At 28.2% G+C, this 16,775-nt stretch carries 14 protein-coding genes; 6 read left to right on the forward strand and 8 right to left on the reverse strand.

Annotated elements, in window-relative coordinates; genetic code table 11:
- Window positions 1-219 (forward strand): hypothetical protein (locus tag ACIQ56_RS06420; RefSeq protein WP_397600242.1); only part of this gene is annotated, 219 nt, incomplete at its 5' end.
- 219 nt (window positions 220-438) lie between these two features.
- Window positions 439-1,443: an NAD-dependent epimerase/dehydratase family protein gene (locus tag ACIQ56_RS06425; RefSeq protein WP_397600243.1), complete on the forward strand. Its 1,005-nt coding sequence runs from the start codon at window positions 439-441 to the stop codon at window positions 1,441-1,443.
- Between the two features lie 4 nt (window positions 1,444-1,447).
- On the opposite strand, the gene ACIQ56_RS06430 is transcribed toward ACIQ56_RS06425, so the two are convergent.
- Entirely contained in the window at window positions 1,448-1,699 is a 252-nt protein-coding gene (locus ACIQ56_RS06430) for a hypothetical protein (RefSeq protein ID WP_397600244.1), read from the reverse strand.
- A 1,012-nt stretch (window positions 1,700-2,711) separates the two neighbouring features.
- On the opposite strand from ACIQ56_RS06430, the gene ACIQ56_RS06435 reads away from it, so the two are divergent.
- Window positions 2,712-3,953 carry a hypothetical protein gene (locus ACIQ56_RS06435; RefSeq protein WP_397600245.1) on the forward strand — a complete coding sequence of 414 codons (1,242 nt, stop codon included), beginning with the start codon at window positions 2,712-2,714 and terminating at the stop codon, window positions 3,951-3,953.
- A gap of 9 nt (window positions 3,954-3,962) precedes the next feature.
- Window positions 3,963-4,487, forward strand: coding sequence for an ankyrin repeat domain-containing protein (locus ACIQ56_RS06440; protein ID WP_397600255.1), 525 nt, complete (start codon window positions 3,963-3,965; stop codon window positions 4,485-4,487).
- 97 nt (window positions 4,488-4,584) lie between these two features.
- Here the strand turns inward: ACIQ56_RS06440 and ACIQ56_RS06445 are convergent, their stop codons facing one another.
- The 6 genes from ACIQ56_RS06445 to ACIQ56_RS06470 form a co-directional block, all read right to left on the reverse strand.
- A complete protein-coding gene (locus tag ACIQ56_RS06445; protein ID WP_397600246.1) occupies window positions 4,585-5,286 on the reverse strand; it encodes a hypothetical protein in 702 nt (233 codons plus the stop codon).
- A gap of 144 nt (window positions 5,287-5,430) precedes the next feature.
- Window positions 5,431-7,245: a phospho-sugar mutase gene (locus ACIQ56_RS06450; RefSeq protein WP_397600247.1), complete on the reverse strand. Its 1,815-nt coding sequence runs from the start codon at window positions 7,243-7,245 to the stop codon at window positions 5,431-5,433.
- Window positions 7,246-7,256: 11 nt separating this feature from the next.
- Window positions 7,257-8,249, reverse strand: coding sequence for a hypothetical protein (locus ACIQ56_RS06455; protein ID WP_397600248.1), 993 nt, complete (start codon window positions 8,247-8,249; stop codon window positions 7,257-7,259).
- A gap of 74 nt (window positions 8,250-8,323) precedes the next feature.
- Window positions 8,324-9,577 (reverse strand): hypothetical protein, encoded by a 1,254-nt coding sequence (locus ACIQ56_RS06460; RefSeq protein WP_397600249.1) that lies wholly within the window; start codon window positions 9,575-9,577, stop codon window positions 8,324-8,326.
- A gap of 92 nt (window positions 9,578-9,669) precedes the next feature.
- The gene (locus ACIQ56_RS06465) at window positions 9,670-12,405 is read right to left on the reverse strand and encodes a hypothetical protein (RefSeq protein ID WP_397600250.1); all 2,736 of its coding nucleotides are present in this window, start codon (window positions 12,403-12,405) and stop codon (window positions 9,670-9,672) included.
- Between the two features lie 9 nt (window positions 12,406-12,414).
- The gene (locus ACIQ56_RS06470; protein ID WP_397600251.1) at window positions 12,415-14,298 is read right to left on the reverse strand and encodes a hypothetical protein; all 1,884 of its coding nucleotides are present in this window, start codon (window positions 14,296-14,298) and stop codon (window positions 12,415-12,417) included.
- Between the two features lie 256 nt (window positions 14,299-14,554).
- Here ACIQ56_RS06470 and ACIQ56_RS06475 point away from each other — a divergent pair, with 256 nt between their 5' ends.
- Window positions 14,555-15,625 (forward strand): SAM-dependent methyltransferase, encoded by a 1,071-nt coding sequence (locus tag ACIQ56_RS06475; protein WP_397600252.1) that lies wholly within the window; start codon window positions 14,555-14,557, stop codon window positions 15,623-15,625.
- A 3-nt stretch (window positions 15,626-15,628) separates the two neighbouring features.
- Window positions 15,629-16,264, forward strand: coding sequence for an IMPACT family protein (locus ACIQ56_RS06480; protein WP_397600253.1), 636 nt, complete (start codon window positions 15,629-15,631; stop codon window positions 16,262-16,264).
- On the opposite strand, the gene ACIQ56_RS06485 is transcribed toward ACIQ56_RS06480, so the two are convergent.
- On the reverse strand, window positions 16,233-16,775 hold a 543-nt coding region (locus tag ACIQ56_RS06485), incomplete at its 5' end, for a peptidylprolyl isomerase (protein ID WP_397600254.1). The genes ACIQ56_RS06480 and ACIQ56_RS06485 overlap by 32 nt on opposite strands.

The raw sequence follows: 16,775 nt of genomic DNA on the forward strand, positions 1-16,775 counted from the left end.
ATTTTCATACATTTATATAAAAATAATGTTAAAATGAGAATTGTTGAAAGAGACGCTAATGAATATTTTAATATCATTTCAGTTACTGATGATAGTGTTTATGTTCAATTAAATTCAGATTCTGAAGGATTCTATATTAATAAATGTGATTTAGATTTAAAAAATTGCACAAAATTAGACTTACTTGATAAAGATTATGTTTATGTTTCTTTTAAATGAAAATATTTTATTGTAGAATTTTTTTCCTTTATATTCAAAAAAATTTCTTTCCTTTGATTGACTTGAAATAAAAATAGAGACAAAAGAATAATGAATTAAACAGGAACTAACTTACAGTTTTATTTCTGTTACTTTAATTTAAGTAATATTCAAACAAATTTTAGCCACTCTTATTTTCTTAAATCTGATTTCTCTTTAAATAAACATGGAGAATGCATCGTGACAAAACGAGTTTTACTTACAGGTATTACAGGATATATTGGGCAATACTGCGCTGCCGAATTATTGAAACAAGGTTACGAAGTCGTTGGAACAATTCGATCCCAAACAAAAGCGCAATTAACAAAGTCAGATATTGCAAAAATTTGTTCAGTAGATCGCCTGAGTTTCGTTGAAGCTGATCTTCTTTCGGATAAAGGCTGGGCCGAAGCAATGAGAGGCTGCATGTATGTTATGCATGTTGCATCTCCTTGTGAAATAGTCGAACCAAAAGATGAGAACGAATTCATCATTCCTGCACTTGTAGGTACAAAGCGCATTATTTCTTTTGCCCAGAATTTAGGTGTGAAGCGTCTTGTAGTTACTTCATCAATTGCAGCAATGATAGCTGGAAAAGATACGGGTAGATATGGAACAGAAAGCTGGTCCAATTCTAATGCGAACATTGGCGCATATATGAAAAGTAAAACTTTGGCAGAACGTGCTGCGTGGAAAGCGATTGAGAGTGGCGGTACTTTAGAGTTGGTTGTTATCAATCCTGGCGGTGTTTTTGGACCCTCTCTTGGTTCTGAGATAAAAGGTCAAACTTTAAAAATGGTCCATAATTTCATAAATGGCAAGACCCCTATGATTCCAGATGTAGCAATGGGTATGATTGATGTCCGAGATGTTGCTCGTTTGCATGTAAAAGCTCTAAGTGCCGATGGAGCTATTGGAAAACGTTTTATAGCATCAAGTGCGGAGCCTATTGAGTTTGCAACTCTTGCAAAAATACTTAGGGATTTAGGATACAACAAAGTTCCCACACGAATCGTTCCCTCTATTTTGTTGAAGATGATATCTCTGTTCGATCGTGAAGCAAAGGGTTTGCTTCCTTTTCTAGGAAAAAAAGCTTCTTTTGATAATCAAGCAACATTTGAAATTCTGGATTGGGAACCCACTCCTATCGAAACATCAATTAGAGATATGGCTGAAATGATTTGTAAATATTATGGGGCCAATTAGATTATTATTTAATAAAGTTGCAATCGACATATTCGGATTTAAGATTATGATAACTTCCTGTTACATTAATACATATATCACCAAGTTTATTATTCATACTGTCTGTTACTTTTGGTGAAAATAAAAATTTATTAAAATCTGGATATTTAAAATTTGCAAGTGTCGCATAACTCCAAAACTTAATAGTTTCTTCATTTGGTCTTGAAAACCAGTAATTTGACCAAATATTTCCCCTACTTTCTTGATAAATTGCCATTGAAATTTTGACCATGGAATATTTAGTTTCAATGATTTTATCCTTTGGATTTAAATATTCAGTTTTAAAAGTGCAACTTCCTAAATCATATACTTCACTAGAATCTAGTTTTACTTCTTTTAATTCTTTTGTTGATTTGCATAAATCATTTAGAAAATCATTGTCGTGATAATTTCTATATACTTTTATAGAATCATTCGTGTTATTTTTAATTTTGATAAAAATAACTTTATCTGGGGTTATTTTAACATTTAAAGGTTCATTTTCATGAGTTTTTGCAGCAGAAGCTCTCCAGTCAGCAAAAGCATTAAAATTAATGAAAAAGCTAAGAGAAAATAAAATTCTTTTTTTTCATAAAAAGTCCTTTTTTATAGATTAAATTTAGGTTTTTTCTGCATGCGTAACAAAACCATAACCATTTTTATTTTCTTACTTCAATTGTAAATTAAATGCAAATTATCCATTTTTCCCCTAACTGCTCTATATTAAACAATTAAATAATTTGTTAGATATTTAATTGTTTAATATGATTTAATTAAAATATTTTTTAAGCTAGAATTTAAAAAAAGATACAGATTTTACTTTAGTACTAAAATGAGAGTAATTTTTTTTAGGTAGGTATTTAAATATTAAAAAAATATTTTGAATTATTACTTTTTTTTTAATAGAATCTTTCTTAAATTTCTTAATTTTTAAGGCATCTATATTATTAATAATGTAAAATTTATATTAATTAATTAAATTATATTTTTTCGAATAAAATAGTAACAATGATTGACGAAGAAATTTTTCTAAATCTAAAATTTATTATCAAAAAAATATTTTATTTATTGATAAAGTAAATATATTAAAATAAGAAATAATTTAATTATTAAATTAAAATTTAACTTTTAATTAGAATCAAAATGCAATTATACTTGAAAAAAATAATATTTATCATTTATTATTTATTTGCGGATATGTTATTCTGCTCTATATTTTTCTTAATAAACAAATAATTAATGGTGAAAATATGAATGAAAATTTTTTAAAAAGTGCCTTAACTATTTCTAATTATAATGTCATAGGAAGAAAAATTAATTTTAATCAAAGAATTTTTGAAAATACGATAATGAATAATAATAATCTTACTAGAGAAGGTACTTATTTCCTTTCTTCAATAGCATTGATTGAAAATTGTGGTTCCGGTCTATTAGGAGATATTGATTCAATAATGCTAAATAATTATTTAAAAAGTAAAAAAATAATTAATACTGATATTAAAAACTTTGAACAAACTGACGAATTTGTTAATAATTTTTATGATATTATTTTAAGTGATATGAATAATAATGAAACATTTGAAGCTAAAATAAAATCATTATTTTCAGATGCGTATAATAATGCAAATAGACATTTTGTTTTTTCTAATTCACGAAGCGTATTTAAAAAAGGTGACATGGAGGCCTTGAATTCAAAAAAATATTTAGAAAAATATTTTGATAATAATTCAGGTCTATGCTCTGGTTTTTCATTACTTTGGTTAAATTGTATGATGAATTCTTTTTCCAAAAATTCAACTCAATTTAAAAATGATAATGATTTCTCTTTTGATAATATGGAAAAATTATCTATTGAATGGTTTCATTCTTCAGCAAAAAAAATTATAGAGTCTTATAAAGATAATATTCACAAAGATAACTTATTGCAAGATCAAGAAGTTAATAAATATATTAATTTAGTTCAAAATTTATTCAATGTAGGAAATTCTAGACTGCGTCATGATAATTTTTTTGCTCTTAAAATAGAGCATAAAAGTGTTTTAAATTCTAAATTAGCAGAATTTATTTCTTCCATCTCAAAAACAGTAAAAGATCATCTATGTTTATATATTAGTACTAATTTTCATGCTATGGCAATATATCTTCAAAAGCATGAAAATTATTTAAGAATATATTTTTATGACCCAAACATTAATAATGGAGACTATGGGTTTAACGTTCTAATTAATGGGAATATCGAACATATTATTGCTCAAAATATTGATTTTACAAAAAGTTCTGAACTCTTTTCTAATAATAATTTAAGTCTATTTATGTTTGCCTTTGATAAAAATATTTTAAATAAAAAAATGACTTCAGATGATTCATTTATAAATCCTATTAAACTTTTTAAATATAACAATTGGAAACATGATCCTATTTTAGCATCACAAGCACTCAATTTTTTATCTGCATATAATAACTATTTTCTAGTAAATTACTTATTAAAATAGGTCCCTCAAATTGACCCAAATTTTGAGCTAAAAGGTGCAGTATACAGCTTAGCTGCAGCATGTCAAAATGGACATTTATTAGTTGTAAAAGAACTTTTAAGACATCCTAAAATAGAACTTAACAAGCCTGGAACCAATGGTTGTTTGCCATTACAAGTTGCTATTGTGCAACAAAATATTCAAATTATAAAAGAATTGATTAATCATCCTGAAATAAACCCAAATGCGGTAGATTTAGCACAAACCCGCCCTCTTTCAACATGCTCTCCCGTTTTTATTGCAGTTAGGAAAAAAAAATCAGAAATTCTTTCTCTTCTGCTGTCTCATGAGAAAATAAATATAAATAATGGTCGAATTAAAATTGATGGGACATATGAAACGCCGCTCTTATTAGCGGAAAAAAATGGAGATCAAGGATGTATCAATTTATTAAAAGAATTTTTAAGAAATACGAATCAAAATAAAAGAAAAAAATGGGGAACAAGAATGCATGAAGTTATTAAAAGCAAATTTAAAGTATCCAAATCAAGTTAACTCCTTTAAAAAGATTAAATTTTTCTAATTAATTATTGTTTTGACAAAATGGATTTACTAAATAATTAAAAAAGTAATTTATATTAAGATAAGAAAACTAAGAAGCTTTATTTATATCACTTATTTTTCCTATTTTTTTCTCTTTTTCTTTAAGAGAATTTGGAATTTTTTCAATAGAAAAAGCGATCCACAGTCTTAAATGAACATTTGTTCCTAAATTAGTACATTCTGCTCCAAAAATAGAATCAAATTCTTTTTCTAAGTTTTTTATTAAGATATTATTTGGCAATGTAACTTCAACATAAATAACATCATCCCAAATAATTGAAAGACTCGGATATACTTTTGCTTCAGATGCAATATATAAAGCTTCATCTAGAAAATTAAAAATAGCTGAATTGGTATGATTTTCGTTTTGTAACCAAGTATAAAAATGTACTGTTTCTTTTGGAACTCTTAAAACATGAATGGGGTGAACTTTTTCAAACTTAGTTCTATATTTTAAAAATACTTTTCTTAAAATTGGGGCCATTATTTTTTCGGTATTAGCTTGAGATTTTGAAAATTCAAACCAAGAAAATCCAGAATAAGAAGAAAATTTTTTGTCTTTTTTAATCATTCTTATGGAAAACATGTTTATTTCCCATATGAAATGAGGTTCTTCAAATGTAAGTGAATAAAATTTTGAAAATTCACCGTACCACTCTAATTTAGATAAATCATATTTTGTTTTTTCGGAATTTGACTTATTAAAGCTTCTAAAACGGATTCTAGATTCTTTTATGTTAATAATAAGCATGTATAGCAACCCTATTAAAGCTGCAATAAATAATAAAACATCCCGAATCAGGACGTCTTGGTCCGACGATTGCATTAAAAAGCCCTCACAAATGTACGTTTCGGTAGTTTATAAGGGCTTTTTAATGATATTTGTTATTTATTTTTAATTTACTTTATCAACAAAGTGTAAAATTTCTTTACGTAACATCGTTATTTTTTCAAGAGTTTTTTTGTAACCTTCAAAAACATTTGGATTATTTGTGCATACAGAAACATAGAATTTTAATTTAGGCTCTGTTCCGCTTGGTCTCATCGATATTTTGCTACCATCATCAAGTAAAAACTGAAGAACATTAGAGTGTGGGATATGGTAACGTTCTTGAACATTTTTATCTGTATAATCTAGTATAGAAGTAACTAAATGTCCTCCCCAGTTCATGACTGGATTTTCTCGCATTTTATGCATTATTCGAGATATTCTTAAAGCACCTTCTTCTCCATAAAGATCGATATTTATAAGATCTTCTTGCCATGCACCATGTTTTTTAAAGATATCAAATAAACTTTCGCATAAAGTTTTGTTACTATCTTTTGCTAAAGAAATCATTTCTGCAGCTTGGCACATTGCGGAAATGGCATCTTTATCACGTACATTATTACTTGGCATGTAACCAAAACTTTCTTCGGTTCCAAATAAATATTTAAAATTATTATTTTTTTCTTCCCAGCTCCGAACTAAACCGGCTATCCATTTAAAACCTGTTAGAGTATTAAATATTTCAATGTCGAATTCGGAACAAATTTTTTCTAAAAGATCAGAAGTAACAATTGTTTTAACAATTTTATGTGATTTTTCTAAGGTACCATTTGATTTTTTAAATTTTAAAATAGAATCAATTAATAAAGCTGCAGTTTGATTTCCATTTAATAAAATATAATCTCCAACGGCTTGGTGTTTCATAATACCTTTAGCCATGTTGGGATCATAAGTAACAATCGCTAGGCGGTCGGAATCTGGATCAGTTGCAAAAACACAATCCGCTTTTCTTTCAGATGCGTATTTAATAGCAAGAGACAATGCTTCTGGCTCTTCAGGGTTTGGTTTTTTTACGGTTGGAAAATTTCCATTAGGTTCACCTTGTTCAGGAACAACAAAGACATTTTCGTATCCAAAAGTTTTAAGCGCTCTTAAAGTTGGTATTTTTCCTGTTCCATGAAGAGGAGTGTAAACAATGCTAATATTTTTTGTTGAGTTGGGAGCTATACAAAGGTTTTCAATTTCTTTAAAGTAACTATCCAGCACATCGTTTTGGATAAATTGACTCAATCCAAGACTTTTTGCTTTAGAATAATCCATATGTTTTGTTTCAGAAAAAGATTTAATTGAAAAAACTTCTTTTAATATTTCTGTATCTTGTGGTGATATAATTTGAGCACCATCTTCCCAATATACTTTAATCCCATTGTATTGTGGCGGATTATGACTAGCCGTTATACAAAACCCACTAATACAACCTAATTTTCGAATAGCATATGAAAGAGAAGGGGTTGTTTGTAAAGTTGGAAAAATATAGGAGCGAATGCCGTTTGCGGCAAGAACACTGGCTACTTCTTGGCCAAAGATACTCGAGTTGTTTCGGGAGTCATAAGCAATGGCTACACCACGTTTTTTAGCATTCTCGCCACATCTTAAAATGTAATTGGCAACTCCTTGAACAGCACGTCTAAGAACGTATTTGTTTAAGCGGTTTGCCCCCATTCCCATAACACCACGAATACCACCTGTACCAAATTCAAGGTCACGGTAAAATCGATCTCTTAACTCGGATATTTCTTTATTTTTTATGAGAATAAGAATTTCTTCTTTGTCTTCTTGTGAAATACTTTCATCTTTTAGCCAATTAGAAATTTTATCAAAACAGTCATTTAGTGGATAAAAAGTTTTAGAACTCAAGTCTTTAAGTGTTTCTTCTATCATTCTTTAATCCTTTAAGGTTTTGCTAATTCACGTTGAACTTGTTTCAAATTGTTTTGAACCGCTGCCATGTCTGAATATTCAGGATAATTCTTAAGTATTCCTTGCAAAATTTGTTCACTTTGTTTCAAGGTATCCTTTCGCGCCGCACCTGTTTGTTGTGAAGATCTAACAAATAATGCTCTTACTTTATATCTTAGGTTCATGACAAGAGCATTTACGGAGTCGGAACGAATGCGTTTTAAGTTATCGCTTCTTTGATTCATGGGGATTGTATCTATGAGAGCAATTGCCTGTTCTGGGGAATCATTATTTAACATTTGAGTTGCTGAAATAGCGATTTGATCTTGATTCATATTATTTGGATTGGATTCATTTGTTACAGGAGATCCCGAATTATTGGGTTGAATGCCTTGTTCCGAAGGGTTCAGTTGTAAAATTTGACTATTCAAAGAAGAAATATCTTGTTGTTGCGCTAAAATAAGACCACGAGCCGCTTTTTTTTCATTTAAAGCATTTTGTTTATCACCTAACGCAAAATAAAAGTCCGCTAGAGTATTGTGAAGCCAAGCTTCATGAATAACAGGATAACGTAATGGTAAACTATTTATAACGGAAATCGCTTTTTGGACTCTTGTAGGATTATCCATTCCTGCTCTGGCATCACAAATATAAATAGCAGCTTCTGTTAAAGGAGGAAGAGAGCTAAAATTTATTTTTTTAGAATAAGTTTCCAAAGATTTTGCTTTATCTAATACTTCTGTACAATTTTGAGATAAAAACTGTTGTTCAATTTCGTTAATTTTATTCAGAATATCTTTTAAATCTTTATCTTTATTTACAGGGGTTTTGTGATTATTTTGCGGAATGACAGATGGAGTTGGAGAAACTAAAGGAGGATTTACAATACTAACATTTTCTTTGCTACTTTTCATTGTGGTACAGCTAGCAAATAATAAAACAAAACTCATGCTTAAAGAGAGTCGAATTGGTATTTTCTTTTTCAAGTTCATTTCCTTTTAATACGATAATTTTCTAAAATTGATACGCATTTTTTTAAATGCAGTACATTGAGGGGATGTTACCAGTGATAGGAGATTCCTAGCAAGTGTCTTCTTTCAACAAACTTATTTACGGTTCCATTAGGCAAAGGTAGGGTATCATTTACTAAATAAGAAGAGTATTCTATGGATAAAAATGCCAAATTAAAAGAAGTACCCCAAGTTGGGCCGCCTTCCATATAACCACCTCTAATGCCAAAACCTTGCTGAATAAGAACATTTCCAAAAAATAATTCAGCTCCCGCATGAATTATTTTATTTGCATCCATGCCATCGACTCCATAATTACTACCATCAATTTGTATTGGAATAGGGTAAGCATCAATTGATAGTCTTAAATTCACTTTTGATTTTCCAATTTTGCCTCTTGGAGTTAAGGAAATACCAGCTCTCATTTCGGTAGGATCTATTTTAGATGAATTTTGAGAACTTGTCGTTCCTCCATCTCGAGTTGCTCCACACATTGTTTCTTTAGTTTGATTTATTGGATTTGTGTAGTTATCAATACAACCTGTAGGAATATTACGAATTGCAAACCCAAAAGTAGGAAACCAATAATCCGCTGCTGTAGCGGTAAAACCCGCATCAACAGCAAAAGAAGTTGTTTTATCTCCAGTACTATTAGCTAAGTTAACTAAATCATTTGTTGTTGTATACTTAGTCGTATCCACATTTTGATTTTGATAATCCACCCTATAATTTGGTCTTAATGAAACTCCATAACGAAAGAAGCCTCTTTCTGTTGAGCCAGAAATTCCTATTGCTCCTGTTACAGTTGTTGTAGATACAAAGTAAGCTTGATTAGTGCTACTTGTATTCATAAATGCCATTTTATTTTCACTTCTAATAGGAGTACCAACTAAAAGAGTGAAAGATCTTTTTGCTCCCATAATAATTTCATTAAAACTTTGAAGTAACAAATAAGATTGATTCCCTGGATTATTTTTTGCAGATCTTATCATATCTGATCCCCAGTTGGTTGGGTCAGAACTCATATTGGATAACATTTGTGCATTACCGCCAATTTGGAGATCCAAAGGCTTTAGTTCATGGACAAATCTTTTTGCAGCAGGATTTCTTGTTTCACTTAATCCAGCCGGATTTGAATAGATAGACGTTTCATCATTTGAGTTAGAAGTAAAAGCCCCACCCATTCCATTTGAACGAACTCCACTCCAATCTGTGGGAATCGATTCAGAAAAAGAATAATTAGAATATAAAATGATTGGAATGGCAATATATATAAAAATACAATTTTTAAAATATTTTTCCATTAAAGTAAATCCAATTCCGTTTTAGGTGACTCTAAAAACAGCTATCGGATTTTGTATCAAGTCTAAAAATGAAAAAATTTCCTAGGATAGAATTACAGTGGTGTTATAAAAAAACCAATTTTCGTTTTTTTAGATAATATAGGATCTTCTGTGTTTTTGCTTTCAAAATTATCAATAGCAATAAAACTATCTCGGATCGATTTTAAACATTTATTAGAATTTTGAGAATCTACAGAAAATATTTGTTCAAATTGTGTTTTATTCATCGAATCAAAGTAAAAAGAAATATTATCTGAAGGAATTAAACTCTTACCAAAATAAAATGTGGGTAACGATGAAATCTCTTTTTTATATGAAAAAATTCCTCCTAAATAATCATCTATATTGCTCGTAGGTAAATCTTTAATTTCACCTCTTTGATACCAGCTTAATTGAATATTTCTATTTTTAATAGAGCAAGGAAAAAACTCAATTTGGTTATCAGATATAATTTGATAAATAGGTAAATTTGATTGAAAACTAAAAATGGGTTCAGATTTAGAATTCCATAAAAAAGGAGCGCAGTTATTTTCATCGGGTTTAATTATCATAGAATATTTTATAAAATTGTTTTTTATTTTTATTCTATTTTCTTTTTCTTCATTGTAATTTTTCAAGGATATTTTTTCTAGCATATTGTCTTTAGAAAATTGATTACCTGCTTGTGAAGAATTATCTAATGGAATTCCTACATTAGTTAAAATAGTTGAAACGATATTATTTATTTTTATATTTTCGAAATTGATACTTTTTTGAGGAATTAATCCAGGAATCTTGTATAATCCAGTCGCATAATATGCCTTTTTATTATCACCTTTATCAATTGGAATTAGAGCAAATATTATTGTTCTATTTTCTAATTTTCGTGCTTTTAATGTATCTAATATTTGTAATACAGCTTTATCTATATAAGCTAAATTTGCTAAATCATCTATTTCAAGTGGACTTAAAAAAGAAGAAAAACCTAAAGTAGCAATGGATTTTCCTAAATCTTTTATAGTTGGCCTAATTAAATTTGGATCAGTATCTAATAATAAATGAGCTAAAAATCTTGACTGTTGATTTTCGTGGGTCCAATTTTGAAATGCATCTATTAGTCGAGGAATATAGGATTCTTTATTATTAATCAATATATATTCGTTTAATCCCCAATCTGGAATGCGGTCAATATTTTGAGAAGTACTGGCTAAAAAATTGGAAATAATTGGAAAATCTTTCTGAGATAAAGGAGCTGAAATTCCTTTGGTATTGGTTTTAAAAATAGCATCTAATCCTGTTACTGGAATATTTCGGTCATCAATCTTTAAATTTTTATTTGCAAATGTCCAATCATTTTTTTCTAGCCATTTTCCATAAATTGAAGAAAACTCGGATGAATCAGAAATATTTTTATTAAAATAATAAGCTTCAGGATAAGATATTCCAACAATATTATAACCATATTTTCTAAGTTGATAATAAGTATTTTTGTTTTTATTTTCATTTATTTCTTCTTTTGCAATAGAAATATTATCCGAATTTAAAAAATTGGAATCAGAAAAAATAAATCTCCGAAAGTTTTCACTAGCATTATCTGATATTGAAATAGACTTATTAAAAACAACAGATTGTTCCATTAAATTTGAAATCGCAGGTGCTGTTTTATTAAATATTTTTTTATTTTTTATGATAAAATCTGGAATTTTAGGAATCTGTAAAAAAACAATATTATATCCAAATGCTGTCGTGTAATTGTCGTTCGTTAATATTTGAGGGTTTGCTATTTGGTTTAAAGGATCTTGGGCGAGTTCAACTCCCTTTTTCGGTTGTTGTTTGTTATTTGCTGAGTTTTGGTTTGCTGTAAATTCTTCTAGTTTCGCTTCATCAGGTTTTACATCCTCTAGAATTTTATCTTCTTCTGTATCTTCTGCATCACTAATTGTGTCATCTTCTGTATTCTGATTTTCATTTTTTTGGTTTGATACTAAGTAATTTTTATTAGGTAACCAAAAATTACTTGAATTTGAAACTCGAATAGGAGATCTACCTGAATGTTCTAAATGATTTACATTTGCATTTAATAAATAAAAACTTGATGAAATACTTATAATTTTAATTGTTGTCGCTGTTGAGTCATTTATAGGTATTGATAATTTAATACGTCTTTGAACATCATCATCCGTAAAAGATTTTGCCCATACATATTGTCCTAAACTAATTCGAATACTTCCAGGTGTTAAAAGAAATAAATTAAAGCTAAAAGATCTTCTCCCTTTTACCACTGGAATTGTTGCTTTAATTTCTTCTCCACCAACTAGTAAAACACCTTCCGTAATTTGACTTCTATGATTTAATGGAAAAATAACAGAAGAAGATTTTCTTGAATTTGTTGGATATAGTAAATTTGTAAATATTTTTTTTGCAGGTAGGATAGGCCATAAAAATGAAACATCATCTGTTGCTGTTATGTATTTTGAATTTGATATTTCAGCATTAGCATCTAAAAATAAATCATATATTGGGATATTTAAATTTTCCATTCTTTGTAGCTGTCGTTCCATACGTCTTAATTGTTCACCTTTTGCATATCTTTTTAAACGACGCCGTTCCAATAATTCTTGATCAAGCGCAGACATAGGCCACGGAGAAAGAAGTCTGGAAAAATGAGCGGTATTAAAATTATTTGTTATTGTTGGTATTGGATAAAAATAGACAATAACTAAAAAAATAGTAATTAAGAAAAATAAAATTAATGATGAAATAATGATATAAATAGACCATTTAGATAATTTAGAAGAACGAAGTGGCATATTAAAAACCTATTTAATTAAAAAATTTATATATGATTGAAATTTATCTTTTACTTCTATTCCATAAACTTTAATAAATTGCTCTTTTTCAAAATCAGTTAGATCAGAGTATGTTATATTCTGATCATTATTTATTTTATAAATATCAAATTGTTTAAAAAATTCATTTAAATTTATCTCATTTTTTGTTATTTTATTAGGTAAATTATTTTCACTTTCAATTTTCTTTGTTTTCTTATCATATGTATTAAAAAGTTGTTGATAAATATTTTTGCTATTAGGTTTATAATAAATTTTTTCTTTATTAAAAAAATCTTCTTTTTTAAAGGTTAAATAAGTATATTTTTTAGGTGATTGGCAAATCACACCATATCTAATTTCATTTTTTATGGCAAGTAAATAATCTTTTTTAATAATTGGATAATTATCTTGTTTTGAATTTAATGTATCCAAAAGAAAATAATTTACTTGGTGATTGCTAATTTTTTTGTTTTTTAAATTAAAATTAATAGCAATAGAATTACAGCTTTGAATTGTTGTATTGTTAATAAAATCTTGGTTTATTATTTCAGAATTTAATAATTGATCTTTGAAGTCAAGGTTTGAAAAACCAATTCCATTTTCAATATTATTATCATTTTGTTTATAAGGCATAACAATGATATTTTCTTGTCCCGAGTCTTTCAGTGCTTTGATTGCTTTTGATAAATATAAATCTATTTTTTTAAGATTTTTTTCATACTCTTCTTTTGTAATGTTTTCGGGCCATTCAATCGATTTGAAAAAACTATTATCTTTTGATCCTTCCATTTCTGTTAAAAAAAATACAAAATTTTCTTTCTTTTTATCTATTTTTGAAAGTTGATTAACATAGGAGTATAATAAATAGCTATCAGAATTCGTTAAGCTATCCCAATTCCAGGCATAAAAAATAGGAGAAATAATTCTTAATCTAAAGAATAAAAGAATTTGGGGTTGTGATATAGCAATTCTATTTAAAAAAATATTGAACCAATTATTATTCAGTATAATATTTAAGGAATCTTTATGAAAGATATTATTAAAATTCAATAAATTTTTCCCATTAATTCCAATAAAATTTTTTGTTTTTTTAATATTTTCAATATTTGCTTCACTAGATGTTTGGATAGGGGCAGGTAAAAAAAGCTTTTCGTCTGCAAAATAAGCTTCTCCCAAAATTGATGCCGTTAAAGCTTCTTTGGTAGGCGAATATAATAACCAATTATTTTCTTTTGTTAGAATTTTTCGAGTTTCAATAAATGAATTTTTATACATTAAAAGATTTCTAGGTAAAAGAAAAATAAATTTAGACTCTTTCTTTAAATTTGTACCTACATTTTTCCATTTTGAGTATATTTCTGAAGTTTTTACTTCAAATAAATCATTAAAAATTTTTAACTGAACTTTATACAAATTGAAATCATTATTAAACCATTTTCTCATTTGCTGAGGTGCTGTACTTGTGCTTATTAATAAGACGATTAAGTTTGATAAAATACATACCAGAATAGGAAAGTAGGTTGATAAATATATTAAAATAACGGGCTTTTGACCTTTGCGACTTTTTTTTTCGACCCGTATTTTCATAAGAATCTTTATCATAATCGAAGGCAAAGAAATAATGGTACCTAATAATGCAGAAAAAATTAAAATTCCGAGAAATACACTCAAAAATAAAATAGATAAATGTAAGGATGAAAAAAAATAAAGTTTAGATTTATCACCATAAAAAGGGGTATATAATATCATAAAACAGATAATAGAAAATAAAACCCAAAAAATACTTGAAAATATAATATATCTGGATAATACGGTAACAAAAGAAGTCATTTTATCAGTTTTTCTTACCATTGGACTTCTTGATCGAAACATTTTCATCTCTCCAAAGGAAGCATAAGGCAATTTTACATTACTTTTGTTTTTTACATGAGCGTAAGCACGATATTAGGATATCATATTTAATTTAGAAATAGCGTGTTTAGGTGACAATCTTGTGTTTTCGTCATTGATTGCTCCCTAGGAAAGTGTAAAGTGACCCGTGCCTAAAGATTCCCCTTATGGCTAAAAAAGCATCAAAAGGCCTTTAATGGTAAATCTATAACTAATTAAAATTACGGTGATATTTGTAATGAACGATCTAAAAAATGAATCTATGAATTGGCTTATCCATGTAAATAAAGATTTTTTCCCTTTATGGAAAAGTAGAATGGAATCTTTCGGTGGAAAAGATTTTAAAACTTTAGGGAATAATTTTCATACTTTTTCAATAATGGAAACCTTAACTAGAGAAAAATTAAAAGAATCCTTATTTTCACGATACTGTTTTCCCATTCAGTATATGTGGCCTACAAAGCTAAATCAAAAGGGATTTATTGAAAAATGTGCTCAAGGAATTGCAAGCAAATTTGAAAATAAAAAATTTTCTAACGTTGTTGTTTTTCCGCTAGATCGCAAAGATCAAAAATTAGCTTCTAATTTAAGGGGACGAATTTTACAGGTAGTAAAAGAAAAAATGTCTTTAGCTACGTCTCAAAAACTACTTGTTGAATGGACAAAGCATCCCGTTATGCAACCACCAAACACTCAAACTTTAATTGTCGCTATTTCTGAAAAGTGTGTTTGGGCGGGAATAAGTTCTCCTATTGATTCGGGCTGTTTTTTTGCAGGTGGGCGTAGGTATGTCGGAATATCGAATGACAATATAGCTAGTCGTGCTGCTTCAAAGTTTGTTGAAGGAACAGAAGCATTATTATTAAATGGAATAAATATAAATAATTCTAAAAAATGGTTAGAATTAGGAGCTGCTCCAGGCGGAATTACTCATGAAATTGCTTCAAGAAATTGCGAAGTTTGGGCAATAGATAAAGCCGAATTGGATAAAAATTTATTAAAAAATCCTTTTGTTCACTTTTTTCAAATTGATGCGAGAGACTTTAATCAAAAAATAAATTTTGATTCTATTTTTTGTGATTTAAATGGTCCTGCTGATATTTCTGCTGAAATATGCTCTGATAAATCCTCTTTATTAAAAAAAGATGGTATTATCATTCACACATTAAAAGTACATTCTGTTGCTGACTTTGAAAATGACTTTCAAAAAGTGAAAAGTATATTTAAACAAAAAGGTTGTGAGTTATTGTTTACTAAGCATTTATATAATAATAAACAAGAAGTTACTTTATTTTTAAAAAAGTTTTAATAAATGAATCCAAATTTGTATAAAACTATCTATATAAATTCAATTAGTGAAATTGTTATTGAAAAATCTAAATTTATTACAAATATGGCTAAAGTAAAAAATGATGAAGAAGCGCATTCCTTTTTTTCTCAAATAAAGAAACAATACTGGGATGCTACACATAATTGTACTGCATTTATAACTTATTCTGGAAGTATGCGATCGAGCGATGACGGTGAACCATCTGGCACTGCTGGAAAACCCATGTTAGAATGTTTAAAAAAAAATGAAATATATGATGTTGCTGTTGTCATTACCCGTTACTTTGGTGGGATTAAATTAGGCTCATGTGGTTTGATTAGAGCTTATACCTCAGTAACTCAAAATGGAATAAAACACTCTGGTGTTATAGAATGTATTTTACATAAAACGCTTATATTAAAGTTAAATTACTCTTTTTGGGATAGAATAGAGAAATTTATAAAAAATAAAAATATCCCATTTCTTAAACCAGATTTTTCTGAAATTGTTTCTATTAAAATATTTGTTTTAAATGAAATTGAAGTAATTAAAGAAGTAACAAACTTGTGTAATGGAAGTCTAGAATTTAAATTAGGTGATTCTGAATTTATTGAGGTTCTACTACATAAACCGCACTAATTAAAGCTTCATCAGGATAAAAAGGGACATTATACATGCCTTCTCTTTGCCCAATTTTTTGTTTTGCAATTTTTTGAATAATCTCCATACCAGACAATACTTTTCCAAAAACAGCATAGCCATTTTCTTCTTTTGTATAATCTAAATAAGAATTATTAGATAAATTAATAAAAAATTGAGATGTCGCAGAGTCTGCTGAAGTTTGTTTTCGCGCCATAGCAATTGTGCCAAAAGTATTTTTTAGACCTTTATTAGAAGTATTTTTAATAGGTTCAAATAAAGGTGGTTTTTCATTAAATCCAATATCATATGCTCCTCCCTGTATAATAAATCCATCAACTATTCTATGAAAAATTGTGTTATTATAATAGCCAGCTTTGACATCTTGTATGAAATTGTTTACCGTGAGGGGGTCTTTCTCTTTAAAAAGGTCGAGTCTTATTTTTCCCTTACTTGTCATTATGACGACCTCTATATCCCCTTTAGGGACACTAGGTTCAGATAAGGCAAG

The organism is Silvanigrella sp. (assembly GCF_044369315.1).
Taxonomy (GTDB): domain Bacteria; phylum Bdellovibrionota_B; class Oligoflexia; order Silvanigrellales; family Silvanigrellaceae; genus Silvanigrella.

Excerpts from the sequence above, each read along its gene's own strand:
- ACIQ56_RS06430 (WP_397600244.1), bottom strand. The coding sequence starts at position 1,699 with ATGGCAATTTATCAAGAAAGTAGGGGAAATATTTGGTCAAATTACTGG.
- ACIQ56_RS06435 (WP_397600245.1), top strand. The coding sequence starts at position 2,712 with ATGAATGAAAATTTTTTAAAAAGTGCCTTAACTATTTCTAATTATAAT.
- ACIQ56_RS06445 (WP_397600246.1), bottom strand. The coding sequence starts at position 5,286 with ATGCTTATTATTAACATAAAAGAATCTAGAATCCGTTTTAGAAGCTTT.
- ACIQ56_RS06450 (WP_397600247.1), bottom strand. The coding sequence starts at position 7,245 with ATGATAGAAGAAACACTTAAAGACTTGAGTTCTAAAACTTTTTATCCA.
- ACIQ56_RS06460 (WP_397600249.1), bottom strand. The coding sequence starts at position 9,577 with ATGGAAAAATATTTTAAAAATTGTATTTTTATATATATTGCCATTCCA.
- ACIQ56_RS06465 (WP_397600250.1), bottom strand. The coding sequence starts at position 12,405 with ATGCCACTTCGTTCTTCTAAATTATCTAAATGGTCTATTTATATCATT.
- ACIQ56_RS06470 (WP_397600251.1), bottom strand. The coding sequence starts at position 14,298 with ATGTTTCGATCAAGAAGTCCAATGGTAAGAAAAACTGATAAAATGACT.
- ACIQ56_RS06475 (WP_397600252.1), top strand. The coding sequence starts at position 14,555 with ATGAACGATCTAAAAAATGAATCTATGAATTGGCTTATCCATGTAAAT.
- ACIQ56_RS06480 (WP_397600253.1), top strand. The coding sequence starts at position 15,629 with ATGAATCCAAATTTGTATAAAACTATCTATATAAATTCAATTAGTGAA.